We start from the raw sequence: 17,403 nt of genomic DNA, 5'->3' as shown, positions 1-17,403 counted from the left end.
AACGGATAAACCAATGACAACTGATGCCCTCGTGCGCGCGCACGCCGAACCCACCCACCCGATCCGCGAATGGACGACGGTCTTCGTCGGTGCCGGCGACGACCACCAAGTCGTCGCCGAAGGCGCCAAGGTCCGCGAATGGCGCAATATCAACAACGTCGTTCGCGGACCTGCCCGCACCGCTGTCCTGGGGTTGATCCGTAAGTGCATCGCCGATCGCGAGCTCAAGATCGAGCCGTTCGAGGGCAAGGTCGCCGACGCCCTGGGCCCGGTCGGGGCAGCCCACCCCATCCTGACTCCCGACAAGAGCGTGGTAGTAGCAGTTCAGATCTGGAGCGGTGACCCGAAGAAGAACCCGCCGGACCGCCCCAATGTCGGGGCCTGGGAGTGGGTTCTGAGCTCGGACGACAATCCGCCCCCGCCGCAGCTGCAGTTGGACCCCGGAGCTATCGAGCTCATCGGGATGTCCGTCCGGCATCAGGATCGATCGGTTTTCGGTCCTGCGGATCTCTACACCCGTTCGGCCCGCCTGTCCGACACGTTGCGGCATGTGCGTCAAATCCGAGACTCCCAGGTAAAGGACAGGTTTGACGGCACGTTCACCATCCGGGCGGAAACCGACGTCACCCGCGAGCTGCGCTACGCCGAGCGGTGTGTGGAGGGCCCGGCGGGTAGACGTGTGCGCGGGATCTGCTGGGATGCGGGCACAGACGAAGCCCTTGTCCACGAATCGATGCTCGACGCGTGGTTGTCGACGATGTTGGCATCGACATCTGGGATGTACATTGCGGTCGGGGATCTGTCGTACCAGTACCCGTACTGGCTGAAGTGGGTGACCGAACACGTTCCCGGCCTCGGACACGGCGTGAGCACCGGTCAGACCTTCGCGCTCCATGAGGAAGACTGGCCGAAGATCATCGAGTGGGTCCAGCAGGTGCGCAAGGGGCCAGTCTCCGGTACGGTGCGGGCACGACGGGGCGGTGGCGGCTGGCTGAAGGCCGAATTCCGGGGCTTCCTTCTCGATCCTCTCGTCAGCGACTCGATCGGTGTCGCGGTGATCTCCCCCGAGATCGAAACCATCCCTGACGAAACCTCCTGACGGAGAATATTTTTCGGAGGACAAGCTCGTGTGGAGAGTGTTCTACAACGCCGCGTTGGTTGTTGCGTTCATGGCGACCTACAAGGCCGCCGGAATTTTCGCGGCGACGGTCGTGGTCATGGCCGGCGTCGTCGGCGAGATCATCGTCACGCTGGCCCGACGCCAACGGGTCGACAAACTGCAGTGGATCGGTCTATGCCTTGTGCTCGTCCTCGGCGGATCGACTTTGTTGTTCCACAACGAGACCTTCATAAAGTGGCGTCCCACAGGTGTGTACTGGCTCATCGCCGGCGCTTTCCTGACGTCGTTGATGGTCGCGAAGCGTGACCCGGTGCGTCTCGTCATCGGACGATGGGTGAGCGCACCGGACGCCGTCTGGCGCTTCCTGAGTTGGAGTTGGTTCGTGGCACTGGTCGCGGTCGGCGCCGTCAATATCGTGGTCGCCTACACGATGTCCACGGACACGTGGGTCAACTGGCGTGTCTTCGTCGCACCCGGAAGCCTCTTGGCTCTCGCTCTCGCCCAAGCCACCTGGCATCGCAACTACATCCTTACGGCGTGGCGCGCCCACCAATCCGAGGAAGCTGTGTAATATCCCCTCCGACGTTGGTTCGACATAGAGTTCGCTACGCGGACTGACTGTGCGATGCCCCCTCTGGCACGTGCCCGGTCGGCCGACGTCAGCGCACCTCACCCGAGGTTGCGGCGCGACCTTTTCGCGTTGCCCGCGCAGCACGCAGAAAGCCCCTCTTCGAAGGGGCTTTTCGTCATGCTCGCGAGAAGGTCGAATGATTACTCACTTTGCTTACTGCACCGCCACGGTCACCGAGACCCTGCCCCCGAGGCTTAGCTCTTCGATGAGTTCACGCCGGGGTGCCGGGCGGGCGACTTCGCGCGCGCTCGTAGGCCGCGCGGTACACACTTTCGGAGATCCCCAAGGCTGCGGAAACCTTTCGCGCCGTCTCGTCGGTCAGAGCTGCCTGCCCGCGCTCGACTTGCGCCACAGTCGTGGTACTGAGTTTGGCCAGCTTCCCAAGTTGCGGCTGCAGCAAACCCGCGAGGACACGCCAGTCCCCCGGAAGGCGCTCATCCTCGGGGACTACGACAACATCGCTGATCGGCACGCCGAGGGTGTCGGTGACCCGCTTAAGGAGATCTACCTGCGGCGAAGTTGCGCCCGTTTCCCACTGGTAGAGGGTCGCGTGTCCGATGCCGGCCGCGCGAGCAAGCTCGGGCCGACTCAGCTTGGAGTCTTCACGCAGCTTCCCGAGCCGAGCAGGGTTGAACCCGCGCATCACCCGTCGACTCACCGAAACACTCCGTCCATCACTTGTGGACACCTTGCACCATGTCCCTTACGATCACTCCAGGTCAAAGTTTTAGATCAAATACGCCCTGGTCGTGACCGGCACTCAATGAAAGGAGTCGGTGATCTGACAGAAGAACCCCCGCCCGGTTGCCGCCGGACAGGGGCCTGAACCGAACAGGGTTGCCGCCCTGGTCAGCGTGATTCTTCAGCTAGCAGAACGGAGATCTGCCAATGGAAACGATAGGCGTCGTCGGCGGTAGTGTCGACGAGACGGACGTGTTGAGTTGGACAAACTCTCAACTGCGACATTTCATCCATGCCCACGACTCGGTGTGCGCATGCTCTGCAGGTCCAGAGCGATGCGCCGTGTACCGAGCAGCGCATGAAGAGACATTCTTCCGCCGGATCAGCTCGAACCTTCCCGATCGCATCGACGGGCCTCCGGCCACCGATGATCGACTCCCGTGCACACGCAATCCGCAGGGATGGGACACCGACCTTGCCAGCACCGGTCAGCTCCTGGCCGCAATCGATGCGTGCAAGGGGTGCCTGTTCTTTGCGACCTGCGCGGAACAAGCCCGAGAAGGGGAGACACCCTCCATGGTGTGGGCCGCAGTGGCCTATGACCAGGACGGGGATCCCATTCGGATCTCTGCACTGGCAGCATGGGTTCGGACGCGGGACGGCATCCGTCTCCGAGACCGAACGCGGTCTTCAGCAGTAGTTGTGCCAGGCGAGGCTGTCGGCGGCGAGGCCGTCGCGGTTGCGGACCAGTTCCAGTCCGGACGGTGCCACCCGTCCGACCGCACCACCGCGTGCGCGCCGCACCCGCGCGCGACCTCTTCCCCGGCACCGCACCCAAGGCCGATGCCTGTTCGACGGGCATCCTGATGGCGCCACGGACGTACTCGGTCGATCTCGACGAGCTGACGCGTGAACAGCTACTCGCGTTGTCGGACGATGCCGCCACCTACCCCGAGACCGTCACAACCGACGCGGTTCGCGATCTTGCCGTCTTCATCCAATCTCTACTTGGGACGACCGGGACCAGTCAGACCCACAACGTTCAGGCGCCGACCATCAGACTCTGATGTGTCGGATGTTGCGCGCCCGATTGAAGGGGTCGCTTCGCTTGCGCGACGGCCGCGCGGCTCCTGCTCGGCAACGCCTTTTCGGCGTTCAACCGCGAAGCCAGGTCAACTCAGCAGTTTCGGGTGCGGCGAACTCCCGCCCGAATGCGACCGCTGACTCGCCTCATTTGTCCTGATCGATCCGAATCAGCCCGCCTCCGACCTTCCCGACCCCCCTGCACCAGATCTGGCTATGAGGTCTAAGTACCTCCAGCCAGATCGCAGACACGAAAGGCAGCCCTCTCCGATGGACACTTCAGTCACATGCGACACACCGAACAGTCCCGGTTACCCGTATCTGTTACAGGTTCGATCTAGGGTTTCCTCATGGCACAGCACAACAAGGGGCCCCGCGGGCAAATCGCTACCCGCGCACCCCTCAGACACCACGAGGTTTACGAGAGTCGGGCAGCCGAACTCGGCATCCCTGCTGGCGACTACTCCGTGCTTATCCTCGCCATCACGCACGGACTGGACATCCCGGACTACATCAGCGAGAAACTTCGACCGGAACAGCTCCGGCTACTCGAAGTCGAAGCTGCGGGGTCGCTGCATCGCGTCGAGCAATTGGCGATGGGCGCATGAACGACACCTAGATACGGAACAACCCCCAGGGCTTGGCGGCGTCGGGGGTTGTCCGTGTATGAAATTTCGGGACCTTACCAGCTCCCTGACCACCACTACCTCGGAAGGAAGAGGCGGTGCTTACTCGATGATAACGCACGGCCGCAACTCTGGCCTGCCTGCGAACCTCCCGTCAGTCACGGGTCTGTCTCAACGAGACCACATGCCGGCTACGGCGCTCCCACGCAATCGAGTCCCTTTCGCTGGTGCCACCCCTGTGTTGGCTTACCAAGGCGCCTATTACGCGACGGAATCTGCGGGTTCTGAGCTGCGACTTCCGGTGCCGCTTATGCGCGTACCGGCCCTTCTGACCGAGGAGGGCGGTGGGCCTGGCGAATAGCGCATCGGAACTACCTCGATAGCTAATTCAAGAGCAGCGGTACCACCCAACGGGATCCCCGGGCGGGGGTGGGTTTAGTCAATGAATCCTGCTGGGAGGACTGGCAGGTCCTCCCGTCTAGGGCGATCGTCTGGCAGGACGGTCATTCCCCGAGGTGAGTAGAAGAAGTGAGCAGCCTCTTCGACTCGGTACTGCAATCCCCGAAAGGACTACCTGTGCTAGGTAAGTCTGATAGTAACGCATGCCTTGACACCCTTTCCATGGTTCAACATTGCGAGCTCGGCGTGTCGTGGGCTAAATCACACAACTCGCCGATTTCCCAAACCCCGCAACCAGCAACGCAACCACTTCAGACCCCGTGGATCGACGAGCTGCGACGACTCAACGCGGATACCGATCAGCGTGGAAAGTCCTGGACGCTGCCTGTCAACCCCGGCCAAGAGTCACGCATCCCGATCTGGACTAGCCGCGACGGATGGATGCGACAGGTCCGGTACGCAGTCACCAAGACCGCAGCCGGCCGCGCCGCAGCCGCCCGACACAGGATTGGCGTCGAAAGTATGGTCGCCATCGCCGCCGCGCACGCGTCGTCAGCCGACTCGAAAACTGGGCGCCGCGTTACTGCAACAGTCCAGAATCTCGCCGCCCGCGCCGGGGTGTCCGAGTCAGTGGTCAAACGAGGTCGCCGCGTGCTGAAAGCCCTACACCTCGGCTTCGAGCTGGTACGGGGCCGCACCCTGACTACGCGTGAATTCCAAGCCGCAGAAGTCCACCACGGTGGACGTCAGCACCGCGCTGCCAGCGTGTGGGCTCTATCTTCCCCACCTGACCTCGTCGCAGCCACCCCCGCTCCCCCACAACCAAAAAAGCGCGGCAGCTCCCCCCGCAGGACACACCGCGCGGCGAAGCACGCTCGCCACACCACCCCGACGGGTTCGAATCCCAATCCCCAAGCCCCCGACCGTGACCCCCTATCTTTGAGTGGTTTTTCCCCGAAGGGGATCTCTTGGAGAGAAGTAATCACCAAACGCGCGTACGCGCGCGAGAACCAACCCTCATCCTCGAATCAGACGAACCCGCGCCCGATAAATCTCCAACGAGCCGCCTCCACCCTGGTCGCCGCAGCTCCAGTCATCGCACCCAGCGGCCACATCGGAGCCGTGTGCGACGTCATCGATCGCGCAGGAATCGACACCAACCGCTGGACAGGACGGGATATCGCCCAAGCTTTGACCGCTGACACCGTCTCGCGAGGTGAGCTCTGGCCGAACACGGTTCGCACACCGATCGGATATCTGACCTGGCGTTTGTCCAGAATCGACTGGTCGGGCCCCTCCCCCAGCGAGCAACGCGCCGCAGAGGCTGCGCACAGCGCACAGCGCCGGGCTGAGCGTGACGCCGAACGCCAGCGAGCCCGTCGTGCAGCGGCGTCGCCTGAGCACCGCAAAGCGTTCATGGAACAGATCCGCGCCACCCTGGCACCCCAAAGGCAGGCGGCGTAACCATGCCCATCGATCCTCAGCGCACCATGCACATACGGCAACGCTGGCCGGACCGGCCGCGGACGATCACCACCGCGCCGAGCGAGGTACCACTCGCCACCGAGTCTCGGCCATATACTGCGAGAATCATCGTGGCCGACTCGCACAGAACGGAGTGCGTTCGTGGGTAAGAAGAACACCATGTCCCGATCGACCCAACGCCACCCACGGGTCTACGTCAGCCGAGTCCAAGCGCCTCCCCGCATCAGCCGCAACGCAGACTCGATCCGCGAGCGCCTCCGTAACGGCGCCAAAACAGTCGTGGTCGACACTGCAGGTCAGCTAATCGAACTCGACGACAGAACTTTCGCATCGGCCGGCGACGAGTGGACCTTGCGTTTTACCGCTGGATCGCAGGCACGGATTCATCTCGACTCACCACTACCCGCGACCGCTCACATCGTCGCCACTGACGCAACGACCGTGGAAGTCACCGGGCAAGTTCATGTCTGGGCCTACACCCACGCGACGGTTACTGCCTTCGACCAGTGCCGGGTTGTAGCTCACAACCACGCATTCATCAGAGCGTGCGACCACTCTGCTGTGTGGGCCGACGACAATGTCGTTGTCCACGCCTACGACGAGGCCACGGTCCAGGCTAGAGATCACGCGATTCTCGCCCTTTCCGACGAGGCACGCGCAGTCGTGGAAACCGCAGTCGTGGTTCGCGGTCCAGCTCGCAAGAACGTCACCATGAGGGACACATGATGCCTAAGCGTGGGCAGACGCAACTCTGACACCGCACCACCTGCCCAGCAACAGTTCCGAGATGGCCTCGTACGCCTGGCAATCGAAGTCGACCCTCTCGCACAGCAGGCGGTTCACCCCATCTTCGTGGATGAAGACTTTGCAACGGCTCACGACCCCATAGGCCCCGCTCAACGGGCACGGCGTACTTCCAGGCTGTTCAGCAGCCAAGCACGCTGACCTAGCATGACTAGCAATGCGAGCTAGCACCGCTAGGCAGTTCTGGTTATTGCGAATAGTTAGGCGAGCGTTGATACCCGGGCTACCTACGGCTTCCGTCACGTGACGGCAGATACGGACGTCGCCCGAATCTCACCGGACGGCGCGTCGTGATGGCGCCTTGGTCGGTGTCTGTGGTGGACTGCGGATATGCCCAAGAGCCGTGGCCGCCGCAAGGGCGGCAAAAGCCGACCTGTCCGACGTGCTCCCCGGCAACTCCATGCCGCCGATCTTCTGCTGCGCGACGCCCGGCAACTCCTCGAAATCGACGACGTACTCGCAGCCGAGACATGGGCCAGCAGCTGGCTCGGCGAGGCCTGGTCGACGGCGGCAGTGACCGAACGCGAGCCCGAGCATCAACTGTGCATGCAGGTCACCGGCCGAGCATGCACCACACCGTCACCGCACTCACTTGCCGCGGTCGACGCGCTCGCACAGGTCGCACCTGCGGCCGACCTTTCCATGCTGACAGAAACCCTCGACATCTTGGCCGAAACCCAACCACTGCCGGCCTGGCACACCGTCGAAGCGTGGACTCCGACCGCGGCGTGGCGCGCGGTTGACGTGTACAACAGCGAACGGGTCCTGTTCATTGACTACGACGGACCGCACCCACACACATTGATGGCAAATATCTTTCAGGTCGGCGGGCTGATGATCGACAAGCTCGCTCTCCTGAATCCCGGTGCTGCCACTACGTGGGACCAGCTGCGCGAGCCCAATGAGGCACCGATGCCCCTCCAGTCGGTCCCGGTCGCCGAGGTGCTCGCCGATCTCGGGAACGCGTTGCGCACGACCGACATGACCTGGCCCCGCACTGACGACGAGGACTTTTGCGATCACCGGGCGCTGGCATGGTCTCGCTGCCGGGGCTACCTGCCTGAATGGCCCGAACATGTCGGACTTTCCGAGCAAAGGCGCCGCCAACTGGTGGAGGACTTCCTCACCGAGATCGGAAGCGACGACGAGGTGAGCCGATCGCTGGCCGAGCTGTTCCTGGACTACGGCGACGGCTACATCGGCGCCGGACCGCTGTGCTGGAGTCCGGGCGAGGTGATGCTGCTGCTTACGGATTGGCTTCCCCGCAAAGCAGTCCTCGACGCCGACCAACGCAACGCACTGCCGTTTGTGTTGCGCCGATGGCTGACCTTCGCACTGACCCATCAAGGGATCGACCGCCAGTGGATCAGTCTCGTCGTTGACGCTGTCGACACTTTCCTACCTGAGTTCCATGACGCGTTCGACGATGAAACTGCCTGGGGCCCCGCCAAACAGGTGGCGGCAGCGCTTTCCGAGCGAGGCGTCGACCTCACCGACCGCCACGCCGTCGACGACGCCATTCGGGAACTCAACGCCGAACAACTCGCCCACCGATTACGGCCTTGAACAGGTAGCTGTGAGCACACCCGATTCACACGTCTTGCCGACCTCCTGAACCTGGGGAATGCTTTCCTGCGACGTGCTGACTAACGAGTATGCGCTCGTTGGGAAAGCGACGTAGTCCCACGGCGCGATGCTAGCTAGGCTACCTAGCGATGCTAGTGACACTAGATAGCAGCGTAACGCTATTCGAGCTATCTCGATTAGCTGTGCGAGCGTTTATTGCTCGCCCGCCTACGTCTGCTTGGAGTGACGTAGTAGCTAGCGGTGAAGCGACTGTTGCTACTTATGCCGCTGGCGGAAGTAGCAGTTCTCGCTCACAGAGATAGGGACACTAGCCGAGCTAGCAGAGCGTCGCTAGCACGAAGATCGTGCTTGGTTAATCCGGGCGAGATCCGCTCGGGCAGCATGTCGAGGTGTGAAGACTTGAAGCCGGCCTGCTCTATTTCGCCGGGTTCCGCCGTGCCTAGACAGATACGATCTGGTGGAGGGATGCGTTTCGCGTGACGCTGCCTCGTGCATAGGTGTGGCGCGACCCCATGACCTGCTGAAATATCAATGCTAGCTCTGATAGCATTGATGGGATCTGCGTTCGTAGCATGGCAAGGAAGCGCAACTATCCGAGCTATCGTCCCTAGCCTCAATATCGCGGATAGTTTTGCTACGGGCACGATCACAGCTACTCCTTGTAGTGCAGCAATTCTCGCATTCGTCGCTATCGGAGGGATGTCAGCAACGATATCTACCGAAGCTAGACGCCGTATGAGCGCTACAGTAGCGCTGCTTTCTATGGAAGCTCGTATGTCTAGGCGGACTTGCTTTTCTAGCCGCACTAGGAAGGCTACGCAGGCTAGGGGTCGTAGGGTTGCTTACAAAGCTATGTGTGCGCACAAAACTACGAGTGCGATGCTTGCTAGAGAAGTTTGATTATCGATCGTTGCTGTCATAGCTACACGCGCGATCGTATCTAACGGCTCTATGAAAATTAGAGCAGTAAGCGTTGCGAGCAAAGCAATTACAGACACCGTAGATATGGACGCAATCGTAGAGGCGATCGCTATGTCTGCATCCGCAGCGCAGATCGCTACGAAAGCCAAACTAGAGACACTAGTTACGCTATGCACGCTAGCTCACCTAGCAAAGAACGCTAGCGTTGCTCGGCGTGTCGAGCTAGTTCAGCAGCCAAGCCTGGCTATGCTCCCTACGCGAGCGTGCGGAGTTGCACTAACGCTCATCGCGCGCATCTGGAAGTCTCCTGGCCTCGACGGAACGGAAACCAAGTCATGACACGCAAATGCGCGATCTGCAATCAGAAGGGGGGAGTGGGCAAGACCGCCACGACCCTCGGTCTCGCGAGCGCAATAAGCAACGCCGGCGGACACGTCCTCATTGTCGATGTCGACCCCCAGGGCAACGCCACCAACGGCGTAGGCGTCACCATCACCGACGAGATGCTGACAACCTACGACCTGATGAGCCGAACCGAGTCGGGCACGGCGATCGACGCCGTCATTGCCACTCCATGGGACGGCGTCGATCTGATCCCGGCCGACCAGACGCTCGCGAACATCGAATCGGATGGGGCCAACGACCTCATCTTCCGCCTCGACATCGCCTTCGAGGGCCTCGACCTCTCCGCCTACGACGCAGTCCTCTTCGACTGCCCACCGTCACTCGGCAAACTCCTCTTCGCCGTCTTCTGTGCAGTGGACGGGGTCATCGCAGTAACCGAGCCCACCATCGACAGCGTTCAAGGCGTCACCAAGCTCTTCGAAACCGTCGAGAACGTCCAGCGACGCCCCAACCCGAACCTGGCTATCGACAAGATCGTCCTCAGCCGACAGCGAGGGACAGGCGAACACCGATTCCGGGAGAGCGAACTGCGCGAGGTCTACGGCGACCTCGTCGCGCGCACCACCATCCCGGAATACGCCACGCGGCAGGACGCACACAGCGCGCGCACCCCGATCCACAAGTTCACAGGCGGGAAATCGCTGTCATTGCAGCTCGCCTACACCGACCTTCTCAACGAACTACCCATCAAGACCGCAGGAGCGACCGTATGAGTGTCCAACGTGAACCCGCTATCCGCAGGCCGGCGCACCCTGCCGCTGATCTTCCTGAGCGCCCCCGGGTCGTCAAAGACCCCACCCCCGCCGCCGGCGAGGAGCATCCGACACAACTTCCGACCGAATCGACAATCAGGTCTGTCGCCGATGTGCCCGTCACGCAGGTCCTGTCTCCTGCACCCGAGGCGGCATCGCCTGTCGAGAAACTCAGCGAACAACACAACGTACGGCTGCGGCCCTCGACCAAGGCCCGCCTGACGCGCGGCGTGGACAAGCTGCGCTACGAGACCGGGGACCGGAGCATCACCATCTCGTCGGTCACCGACGCCGCGCTCATCGAATACCTGGCCAAGAACGGCTGCTAGCGCTGATAGCGCCACTAGCTATCGGTGCTAGGTGAGCCCTCGTGGTTCGAGATATGCCCACCGCAACGCACTGGCCAAACCAAACACAAGGAAGCCCCCGCCGATTGCGCCGGCGGGGGCCTCGTGGACCGGGACCCCGTGAAAGGACACCCCGATCATGAACGACCTTAGTATCCGAGCAGCACGAATCCAGCTCCGCGCCCTCATTGCCGCCCTAATCGTTGCGATCGCCATCGCGGTCGGCATCACCACCGGAGCCTTCGTGCTCTCGTTCGCCGTGCAACGCGACCTCGCATTGCAGGCCGAAATCCCGCACGACCTCACCTGGATCTTCCCCGCCATCGTCGACGGCGCAATCCTCGGCGCAACGATCGCCATCGTTGCGCTCAGCAAAATCAACGGCAGCGCAACGGGGAAGCATTTCTTCCTCTGGCTCGCGGTGGTCGTCGTCTTCATCAGCGTCTTCGGCAACGCATACCACGCCTACCGCGGCGGGGAAGCCGCCGCGCGGAGTGTTGCAGCGGGCATCGACCTGGGATACACCCCATTGACTCCAATCGGCGCATCGCTCATTGCAGTCATTCCGCCGCTCTTGGTCTTGGCGTTCACTCACGGTGTCGGAATCCTCATCAAGGCCATCGGCACCGCCCATACCGAGTACACCGCGGTCGTCCGAGACACCTGCGACCGCGAACAGCCAGACGACGAAAACATCACGACCGACTACCGGACGTCGGTGGCGGGGTCGATGCCAGCATCCGAACGCAACGGCGGCGAAATTGCGGGTCTCGTTGCTCCGAGCGTTGCAGACGTCCCCAACGTTGCGCCGAACCCCGACGTTGCACCTGTCTCTAACGTTGCGCAGGGCCTCGGTGTTGCATCGGACTCCGACGTTGCGTCGTGCATTGCTCAGCCCGTTGCGCGGGTCGCCGACACCGCAACAGCAGATGACTCCGCGGCACTCGACGACAGCCGTGAGGCCGCCGCGGCCGGGCCTGAGGGTGCCACTGACGTTGCGGATGCCGCGCAGCCGACCGAAGCGAACCCAGATGACGTCATCGACATTGCATCCGTCACCGAGGAGCACGGTGCACGCAATGCGCTGGACGGACGCAACGCCGATGCGCTGACGCTCGGCAATGCGCCGGAGGACTCGCAAGAGCCATTCGTGTTGCCGGACGAGGCCCAGACCATCGAGAACCTCCTCGACTTCATCGACACGTGCGCCGACTTCGAGCCTGTAGTGAAAGAGACGGCCCGACTGCGAATCATCGAACAGCACAGCTACGCGGAAATCGCCACGCTCACGCGGGCGAAGGCCGCCAGCACCGCAATGCGCCGATTCGACAAGGTGGCGCAACGCGCGGTCGACGCCGGGTTCCGGACGCCCCCGTTGCCGGAGCTCGAGGAGATGGTGGACGGACGCAATGCGGCAACGCTCGATCCGCAGTACACGTTGGTCGGGGCACCCTGACCACCCGCCCCCGGCAACGCGGCGACGGCCAACTCGTACCTTCCGCAGCTCGACCAGGGAGACGACCCGACCAACGGAACGAGGCGCGCCCCCACCCAGCAAATTCCGAACCTCCGCAACATCCAGCGCCTCTGACCGCAACACGGCCCGACGTTGCGTTGCAACCAGATGAGGTTGGCGACGCAACGCCTGGTTGCGGAAACGCAACGCCGACCAGTACGAGCTTTGCAATGCCGGCGCCGATTCGGATGAAAACGACGACCGCGCGTGTGGACCGCAATGCAGATGCAACACCATCACAACGTCGGCGATCATCTGCGCATTGCAGGTGGGCGGGCGCCGCGTTGCATACCGGACATCGGTGACTCATACAGTTCACTCGAGAAAAGTGGACGAGGGAGCGGTTGTGGAGTGGTTCGTGTCGTTTTGGGATCTGGAGACGCAGCGGACATCGGTGCGCGCAGGGGAGGCGTCCGATCGCGCCGACGCCATGGCTCAGGTCGTCGCCGCTGGGCGCGAGCTGGCGTGCCGCGACGACGGATCGGTGGTCAACAAGACTGCCCACATCCGCATCGGAACCGAGCTGGCGGTGGTGACCGGGTTCGACAATCCACGCCTGGACGACGAAAACCTGCGCTGCCGTATCGAGGCCGCCATCACCGCGAAGCAACACCACGCCCGCACGATGCAGCACCGCGTATCCGTCGAGCTGCCGCCCGCCAAAGGCGCACCTACCCCGCCACTCGATCCCAAAGCGGGCGAGTAGCGGGCGAGTAGATGGGTGGTGATCGATCCCGACGGGCAACCGCGATCGATCACCGCCACGACAGTCGAGTGCGGGTCTCGTCAAATGCCATCGCATCCGCTCGAGTCGTTCGACGGTGCCGCGGGCATATCAGTGTGCGTATCGACGCGGGTACGTTCCGTTGCTGAACGGTCGGTGAACCCATCTCGCGCGGCTCTTCTGGCAGGGGAGAGCAGGCACGATTTCATCACGATGACGTAAGTGACCTAGCCTGGGTCGGCTGTCCATTTTCGCCGGCGACCCGATGGTCGGCCGCGGATCGCCATCACGTGCGGCGGCAGCTGGGCGCAACGCTCAGATCGATTGGGCTGCAACACTCAGCCCGGTATTCGGCGCCATCGATCGTGCGCCGACAAGCTCCGCGACCGCAGCCGCAGCCGCAACCGCACGGAGAGGATAGCTAGCCTCGCTACGCTAGCTAGCATCGCGGTTGGCTGCTCGTTCGACGTTTCGCTTGAGTACGGCCAACATCCGTGCCTGCATGATCCAGACAACCGGGGGAAAGAGCCAGTCGAAGACGAAACGTCCAAGCCAGCGCGGGCGGAGCACCTGATAACCGCCGATCACCAGACGTGTGCGCCCGCCGGGCAACTCATTCAACAGGAAGCCCCAGAGTCCTTCCGTGTAGGCCGACGGCCGTGGCTGCTTGGGATCGAGACTGCGGCCTCGAAGATCGCTCAACCCGCGCAGTCCCAGGAACCGATTCGGTTCCAGCGCTGCAACCTCCCACGCGTCCACCGGGCCGTGGCGGCGTGTCCAGTACTTCACGTAGTCGCCGAGGGCGAGGTCCTGCCACTCGGGGTGGACCCTGTGAGCACTCGGGCGACCGGCGTTGTCCAGGTGGTCCCAGGAGTACCATCCCCCACGATCCCCGCCCAGCTGGACCAGCCACGGCCAGACCTGATCCGGTGGGGCGTCGATCGTGACGGCCATCGCCCCGCCCCTTTCACCGCCGGGAACCAGGTCGGCACCGGGATACGGCCCCGCGACTTCCGCATCCGTCGCGCCCCAGCGCACGAGCCGAGGGCGTACCAAGGCTGCGTAGACGACAGCTGCCGTCCCGGCGACACCGACGATCGTACGTCCGAATGTCATACGACAAGCATCGGAGGCCCGGCACCGCCCCGCAAGGGACCAACGTCACGGGCGCTGTGCGCCCCCTCGGCGGCCCGGCCGCAACCTGACAGGAGGTCGGGCACGAGCAGCGTAGATCGGTGCTGCTGGGGCGGGCGAGCGACGGGCATCGGCGTGTCCGTGCATGCGGCACGCAGCGTTCCCTCGACGCCGGCGGTGTCCGGTCAGGGATTGTCTCGCGCGGCAATCGTCTCGTTCGGACAGCGTCAGAAGCGGAAGCGGGTCAGGCCGCCCGGCTCAGTCGTCGAGGTCACGGTCGCCGAGCGTGGTTCGATGCGATACACGTTCCACGGCGGCGGCCCTTGCGCCGGCGCGTTGAACGGGGCCGTGATGCCCGACCCGCTCTCGTCGGGCTCCGCCGGCCAACCCTGGTCCGCCCACACCTTCGCAATGCGCGCCACCACACCTGGCTCGCTCACCCGCACCGCGTCACCCTCGAACACGACATCCGCGCCGCGGATCGACACGGCGACCGAACATCGCCGATCACGCGCGACGTTGCGCCCCTTGCGCGTACCCGCGCCGGTCTGGAACCAGAACGTGCCCTCCACCCAGAGGGCACCGACCGCGGTCACATGCGGGCTGCCGTCCTCGTTGACGGTGCACAGCCACGTCGTGCGGGAGTTCACCGCGTCCGGAGCCGGCGCCGCCCCCGCATCGAGCTTCTCGACAACGGCCGCCCACTCGACCGGCGGCAGCCCATCGGCCTTACCCAGATTGATGGTCTCCATTTCGTGAACGTACCTGCCCGTTCTTCTCCGGCAAGCGCAATCCGCGACGAGACCGGCGGCCGTGTCGGCGTTGGTCGCCGGACCGACAACGCGATGACGGTGCGCGCCGGTCCCATCATCGGCAGACACCCACACGGGCGGCACCCAGTCTCAACGCCGAGCGTCTCAGTAATGACCGATATCTTTAGCCCTCCCGATGCTGTCTTTCACGTAGGGCATGCGATGTTTCGCCCGTCCACGCCACGTCATGGACGGGTTACCGTCGCTGCCGTCCATGACGAAGACGGTGGGAGATTTGATGCAAGTGACGCGGGTGTTGGATCCGGCGAGTGATGCGGTGTCATTCACGCTGCTCGACGAGAACGGCGTCGTGGCGCCGGCCGAACGCTATTTGCGGTACCTGGCCGATATCGAGCGGTCGCCGAACACGATCAAGGCGCACGCCCACGACCTCAAGGACTGGTTCACATTCCTGGGCGAAATCGAATGTGATTGGCAAACCGTAAAACTCGAGGACATTGGAGCGTTCATCCGCTGGCTGCGGCGACCCCCGGGCGTCCGGGAGCAGTCGGTATCGGTACTGCCCTCGGTGGGGCATCACTGCAGCGAGGCGACCGTGAACCGCAAGCTGTCCACGGTCTCGGTGTTCTATCAGCACGCCACTCGGCATGGGCTCGACCGTGGTGAGTTGGTGACGCTCTGGGACCGTGGCGCGGCCCGCGGTGGGTGGAGGCCGTTCCTGCATCACATCAGCAAGAGCGCACCGCATGCGCGGCGGGTCGTGAGGCTTCCGATGACGTCCAAGATTCCTCGGCTTCTGGCGCCGGACGAGGTCCAGACCATTCTGGATGCGTGCAGGCATCTGCGCGATCGCCGGCTGTTCGCGGCGCTCTACGACTCCGGAATCCGGATCGGGGAAGCGTTGGGTCTACGGCATGAAGACGTCGCCGCGGCGGAGCGCGAGATCACCGTGCGCCGCCGCAGCAACACCAACGGTGCCCGTGCCAAGTCGCCGCATTCACGGACGATCCCGGTCAGTGCCGAACTGGTTCGCCTCTACGCTGATTACCTCCATACCGAGTACGGCGACCTGGATTCGGATTATGTGTTCGTCAATCTCTGGGGCCGCCCCTACGGTCGGGCGCTGACCTATTCCGCGGTGCACGCGCTCGTGCGTCGCCTGCGCAGAGACACCGGGATCGACTTCGATCCGCACTGGTATCGGCACACCTACGCCACCCGGATGCTGCGCGACAAAGTCCCAGTCGAAGTGGTCTCCAAGCTCCTCGGGCACGCTTCGCTGACCACCACCACCATGACGTACGGGCACCTGAGCAGCGACGACGCACGACAAGCCCTTGCCGAAGCCGGCTGGTTCACCACCGCGGCGGCGGTGACGCTGTGAGCCGCCTGCATTCCCTGCCGTTCCCCGATGAAGATCGCCCGCCGACGCCGCGACGGCAGGACATGACCGCACAGCCGCGGATCCGCCACGATGCCCGGGACCCATGGGAAACCGAATACCCGAAGGACATCTGGAACGCCAGACACCTCGGCATCGCCACAAGCAGCAAAGTCACCATCCACTTCGATCAGATCACCCGCCCTTGGCTGAAGGTCCTCGCCAAGAAGTGGGCCCGCTGGCGCCTCTCAACCGGACTGACCATCGAAGCCGCCGGAATGGGCACCAAGGCCATCGAAACCTTCAATGCCTTCCTCGACACCACCCACACCCGCGTGAACGGCACCGCTGACATCGACCGCGCCCTGATCGAACAATTCCTGGCCTACCTCCACACCCACAGCCCAGGCCAGGTCACTCACCGCCAACGCGTGGGCCAGTTCAACCTGTTCTTGCTGACCACCCGGCGGCACGAATGGGTCACCGATCTGCCGAACACCGCCTCGATCTACTCCGAGGACTATCCGAAAGAAACCATCCGCGAGCCGCGAGAATTGAGTGAGCACGTCATGGCCCAAGTCGAACACCCTGAGAACCTCGCCAAATGGACGAGTCCGAATCACCGGCTGATCACCGTCATCTTGATTCGGTGCGGGCTACGGATCAGTGACACCGTCGCCCTGACCCAGGACTGCATTGTCCGCGACAAGGACGGCGCCCCCTACCTGCGATATCTCAACCACAAGATGAAACGAGAAGCTCTCGTCCCCATCGACGAGGAACTCGAGCACGCCATCACCGAGCACATCGCCCACGTGAACCGAACCCATCACACCGACACACGCATGCTGGGCGGATTCAATCGGTCGTCGCAACACCTGGCTGTTGCAGTGAGCATAGCTGCTCGGCGAAGACCTCGGCCGGGGTTCGCCAGTCGTGGGATCTTGCGGGGCCGGTTGTTGACCGCCAGGGCGACGGCCTCGAGGTCCTCGGCGGACCACCTGGACAGATCGGTGCCCTTCGGGAAGTACTGG

The 17,403-nt window shown here is 63.3% G+C and carries 15 protein-coding genes and 1 pseudogene; 11 read left to right on the top strand and 5 right to left on the bottom strand.

The window, feature by feature from the left end; all coding sequences use genetic code 11:
• Window positions 1-13 precede the first annotated feature (13 nt).
• Entirely contained in the window at window positions 14-1,099 is a 1,086-nt protein-coding gene (locus tag ACFU5V_RS40390) for a GAF domain-containing protein (RefSeq protein WP_378706684.1), read from the top strand.
• A 28-nt stretch (window positions 1,100-1,127) separates the two neighbouring features.
• A complete protein-coding gene (locus ACFU5V_RS40385) occupies window positions 1,128-1,691 on the top strand; it encodes an inner membrane-spanning protein YciB (protein ID WP_378430847.1) in 564 nt (187 codons plus the stop codon).
• 271 nt (window positions 1,692-1,962) lie between these two features.
• On the opposite strand, the gene ACFU5V_RS40380 is transcribed toward ACFU5V_RS40385, so the two are convergent.
• The gene (locus ACFU5V_RS40380; protein WP_378430848.1) at window positions 1,963-2,409 is read right to left on the bottom strand and encodes a helix-turn-helix domain-containing protein; all 447 of its coding nucleotides are present in this window, start codon (window positions 2,407-2,409) and stop codon (window positions 1,963-1,965) included.
• Between the two features lie 814 nt (window positions 2,410-3,223).
• Between ACFU5V_RS40380 and ACFU5V_RS40375 the strand changes: the two genes are divergently transcribed.
• The 8 genes from ACFU5V_RS40375 to ACFU5V_RS40340 all read left to right on the top strand — a co-directional run bounded on the left by ACFU5V_RS40375 (window position 3,224) and on the right by ACFU5V_RS40340 (window position 13,063).
• On the top strand, window positions 3,224-3,499 hold the full coding sequence (locus ACFU5V_RS40375) for a hypothetical protein (protein ID WP_378430849.1): 276 nt from the start codon (window positions 3,224-3,226) through the stop codon (window positions 3,497-3,499).
• A gap of 366 nt (window positions 3,500-3,865) precedes the next feature.
• Window positions 3,866-4,123, top strand: a complete 258-nt coding sequence (locus ACFU5V_RS40370) for a hypothetical protein (RefSeq protein ID WP_378430850.1) — start codon at window positions 3,866-3,868, stop codon at window positions 4,121-4,123.
• A 2,043-nt stretch (window positions 4,124-6,166) separates the two neighbouring features.
• On the top strand, window positions 6,167-6,751 hold the full coding sequence (locus ACFU5V_RS40365; protein WP_378706682.1) for a hypothetical protein: 585 nt from the start codon (window positions 6,167-6,169) through the stop codon (window positions 6,749-6,751).
• A 408-nt stretch (window positions 6,752-7,159) separates the two neighbouring features.
• On the top strand, window positions 7,160-8,395 hold the full coding sequence (locus tag ACFU5V_RS40360) for a hypothetical protein (protein ID WP_378706680.1): 1,236 nt from the start codon (window positions 7,160-7,162) through the stop codon (window positions 8,393-8,395).
• 1,277 nt (window positions 8,396-9,672) lie between these two features.
• A complete protein-coding gene (locus ACFU5V_RS40355; RefSeq protein WP_011600537.1) occupies window positions 9,673-10,455 on the top strand; it encodes a ParA family protein in 783 nt (260 codons plus the stop codon).
• Window positions 10,452-10,823, top strand: coding sequence for a hypothetical protein (locus ACFU5V_RS40350; RefSeq protein WP_378706678.1), 372 nt, complete (start codon window positions 10,452-10,454; stop codon window positions 10,821-10,823). Before ACFU5V_RS40355 ends, ACFU5V_RS40350 begins: the two co-directional genes overlap by 4 nt.
• Before the next feature lie 157 nt (window positions 10,824-10,980).
• On the top strand, window positions 10,981-12,297 hold the full coding sequence (locus tag ACFU5V_RS40345; protein ID WP_378706676.1) for a DUF2637 domain-containing protein: 1,317 nt from the start codon (window positions 10,981-10,983) through the stop codon (window positions 12,295-12,297).
• A gap of 406 nt (window positions 12,298-12,703) precedes the next feature.
• The gene (locus ACFU5V_RS40340; RefSeq protein ID WP_378706674.1) at window positions 12,704-13,063 is read left to right on the top strand and encodes a hypothetical protein; all 360 of its coding nucleotides are present in this window, start codon (window positions 12,704-12,706) and stop codon (window positions 13,061-13,063) included.
• Between the two features lie 453 nt (window positions 13,064-13,516).
• On the opposite strand, the gene ACFU5V_RS40335 is transcribed toward ACFU5V_RS40340, so the two are convergent.
• Both ACFU5V_RS40335 and ACFU5V_RS40330 read right to left on the bottom strand, forming a co-directional pair.
• Window positions 13,517-14,197: a hypothetical protein gene (locus ACFU5V_RS40335; RefSeq protein WP_378706672.1), complete on the bottom strand. Its 681-nt coding sequence runs from the start codon at window positions 14,195-14,197 to the stop codon at window positions 13,517-13,519.
• A 245-nt stretch (window positions 14,198-14,442) separates the two neighbouring features.
• On the bottom strand, window positions 14,443-14,967 hold the full coding sequence (locus ACFU5V_RS40330; RefSeq protein WP_378706670.1) for a pyridoxamine 5'-phosphate oxidase family protein: 525 nt from the start codon (window positions 14,965-14,967) through the stop codon (window positions 14,443-14,445).
• A 298-nt stretch (window positions 14,968-15,265) separates the two neighbouring features.
• Here ACFU5V_RS40330 and ACFU5V_RS40325 point away from each other — a divergent pair, with 298 nt between their 5' ends.
• A complete protein-coding gene (locus ACFU5V_RS40325) occupies window positions 15,266-16,372 on the top strand; it encodes a site-specific integrase (RefSeq protein ID WP_378706730.1) in 1,107 nt (368 codons plus the stop codon).
• 245 nt (window positions 16,373-16,617) lie between these two features.
• Here ACFU5V_RS40325 and ACFU5V_RS40320 read toward each other — a convergent pair whose 3' ends face one another.
• Together ACFU5V_RS40320 and ACFU5V_RS40315 are read right to left on the bottom strand one after the other, a co-directional pair.
• Entirely contained in the window at window positions 16,618-16,956 is a 339-nt protein-coding gene (locus tag ACFU5V_RS40320; RefSeq protein WP_378706668.1) for a hypothetical protein, read from the bottom strand.
• A gap of 271 nt (window positions 16,957-17,227) precedes the next feature.
• A pseudogene (locus tag ACFU5V_RS40315) lies at window positions 17,228-17,403 on the bottom strand (IS30 family transposase); the annotation flags it as partial.

The organism is Rhodococcus sp. NPDC057529, assembly GCF_042802055.1.
GTDB lineage: Bacteria > Actinomycetota > Actinomycetes > Mycobacteriales > Mycobacteriaceae > Rhodococcus_F.
The sequence above is the reverse complement of the archived record's forward strand: the minus strand, read 5'-3'. Positions and strand labels throughout refer to the sequence as shown.

Excerpts from the sequence above, each read along its gene's own strand:
- ACFU5V_RS40350 (WP_378706678.1), top strand. The coding sequence starts at position 10,452 with ATGAGTGTCCAACGTGAACCCGCTATCCGCAGGCCGGCGCACCCTGCC.
- ACFU5V_RS40370 (WP_378430850.1), top strand. The coding sequence starts at position 3,866 with ATGGCACAGCACAACAAGGGGCCCCGCGGGCAAATCGCTACCCGCGCA.
- ACFU5V_RS40360 (WP_378706680.1), top strand. The coding sequence starts at position 7,160 with ATGCCCAAGAGCCGTGGCCGCCGCAAGGGCGGCAAAAGCCGACCTGTC.
- ACFU5V_RS40345 (WP_378706676.1), top strand. The coding sequence starts at position 10,981 with ATGAACGACCTTAGTATCCGAGCAGCACGAATCCAGCTCCGCGCCCTC.
- ACFU5V_RS40355 (WP_011600537.1), top strand. The coding sequence starts at position 9,673 with ATGACACGCAAATGCGCGATCTGCAATCAGAAGGGGGGAGTGGGCAAG.
- ACFU5V_RS40390 (WP_378706684.1), top strand. The coding sequence starts at position 14 with ATGACAACTGATGCCCTCGTGCGCGCGCACGCCGAACCCACCCACCCG.
- ACFU5V_RS40325 (WP_378706730.1), top strand. The coding sequence starts at position 15,266 with ATGCAAGTGACGCGGGTGTTGGATCCGGCGAGTGATGCGGTGTCATTC.
- ACFU5V_RS40330 (WP_378706670.1), bottom strand. The coding sequence starts at position 14,967 with ATGGAGACCATCAATCTGGGTAAGGCCGATGGGCTGCCGCCGGTCGAG.
- ACFU5V_RS40335 (WP_378706672.1), bottom strand. The coding sequence starts at position 14,197 with ATGACATTCGGACGTACGATCGTCGGTGTCGCCGGGACGGCAGCTGTC.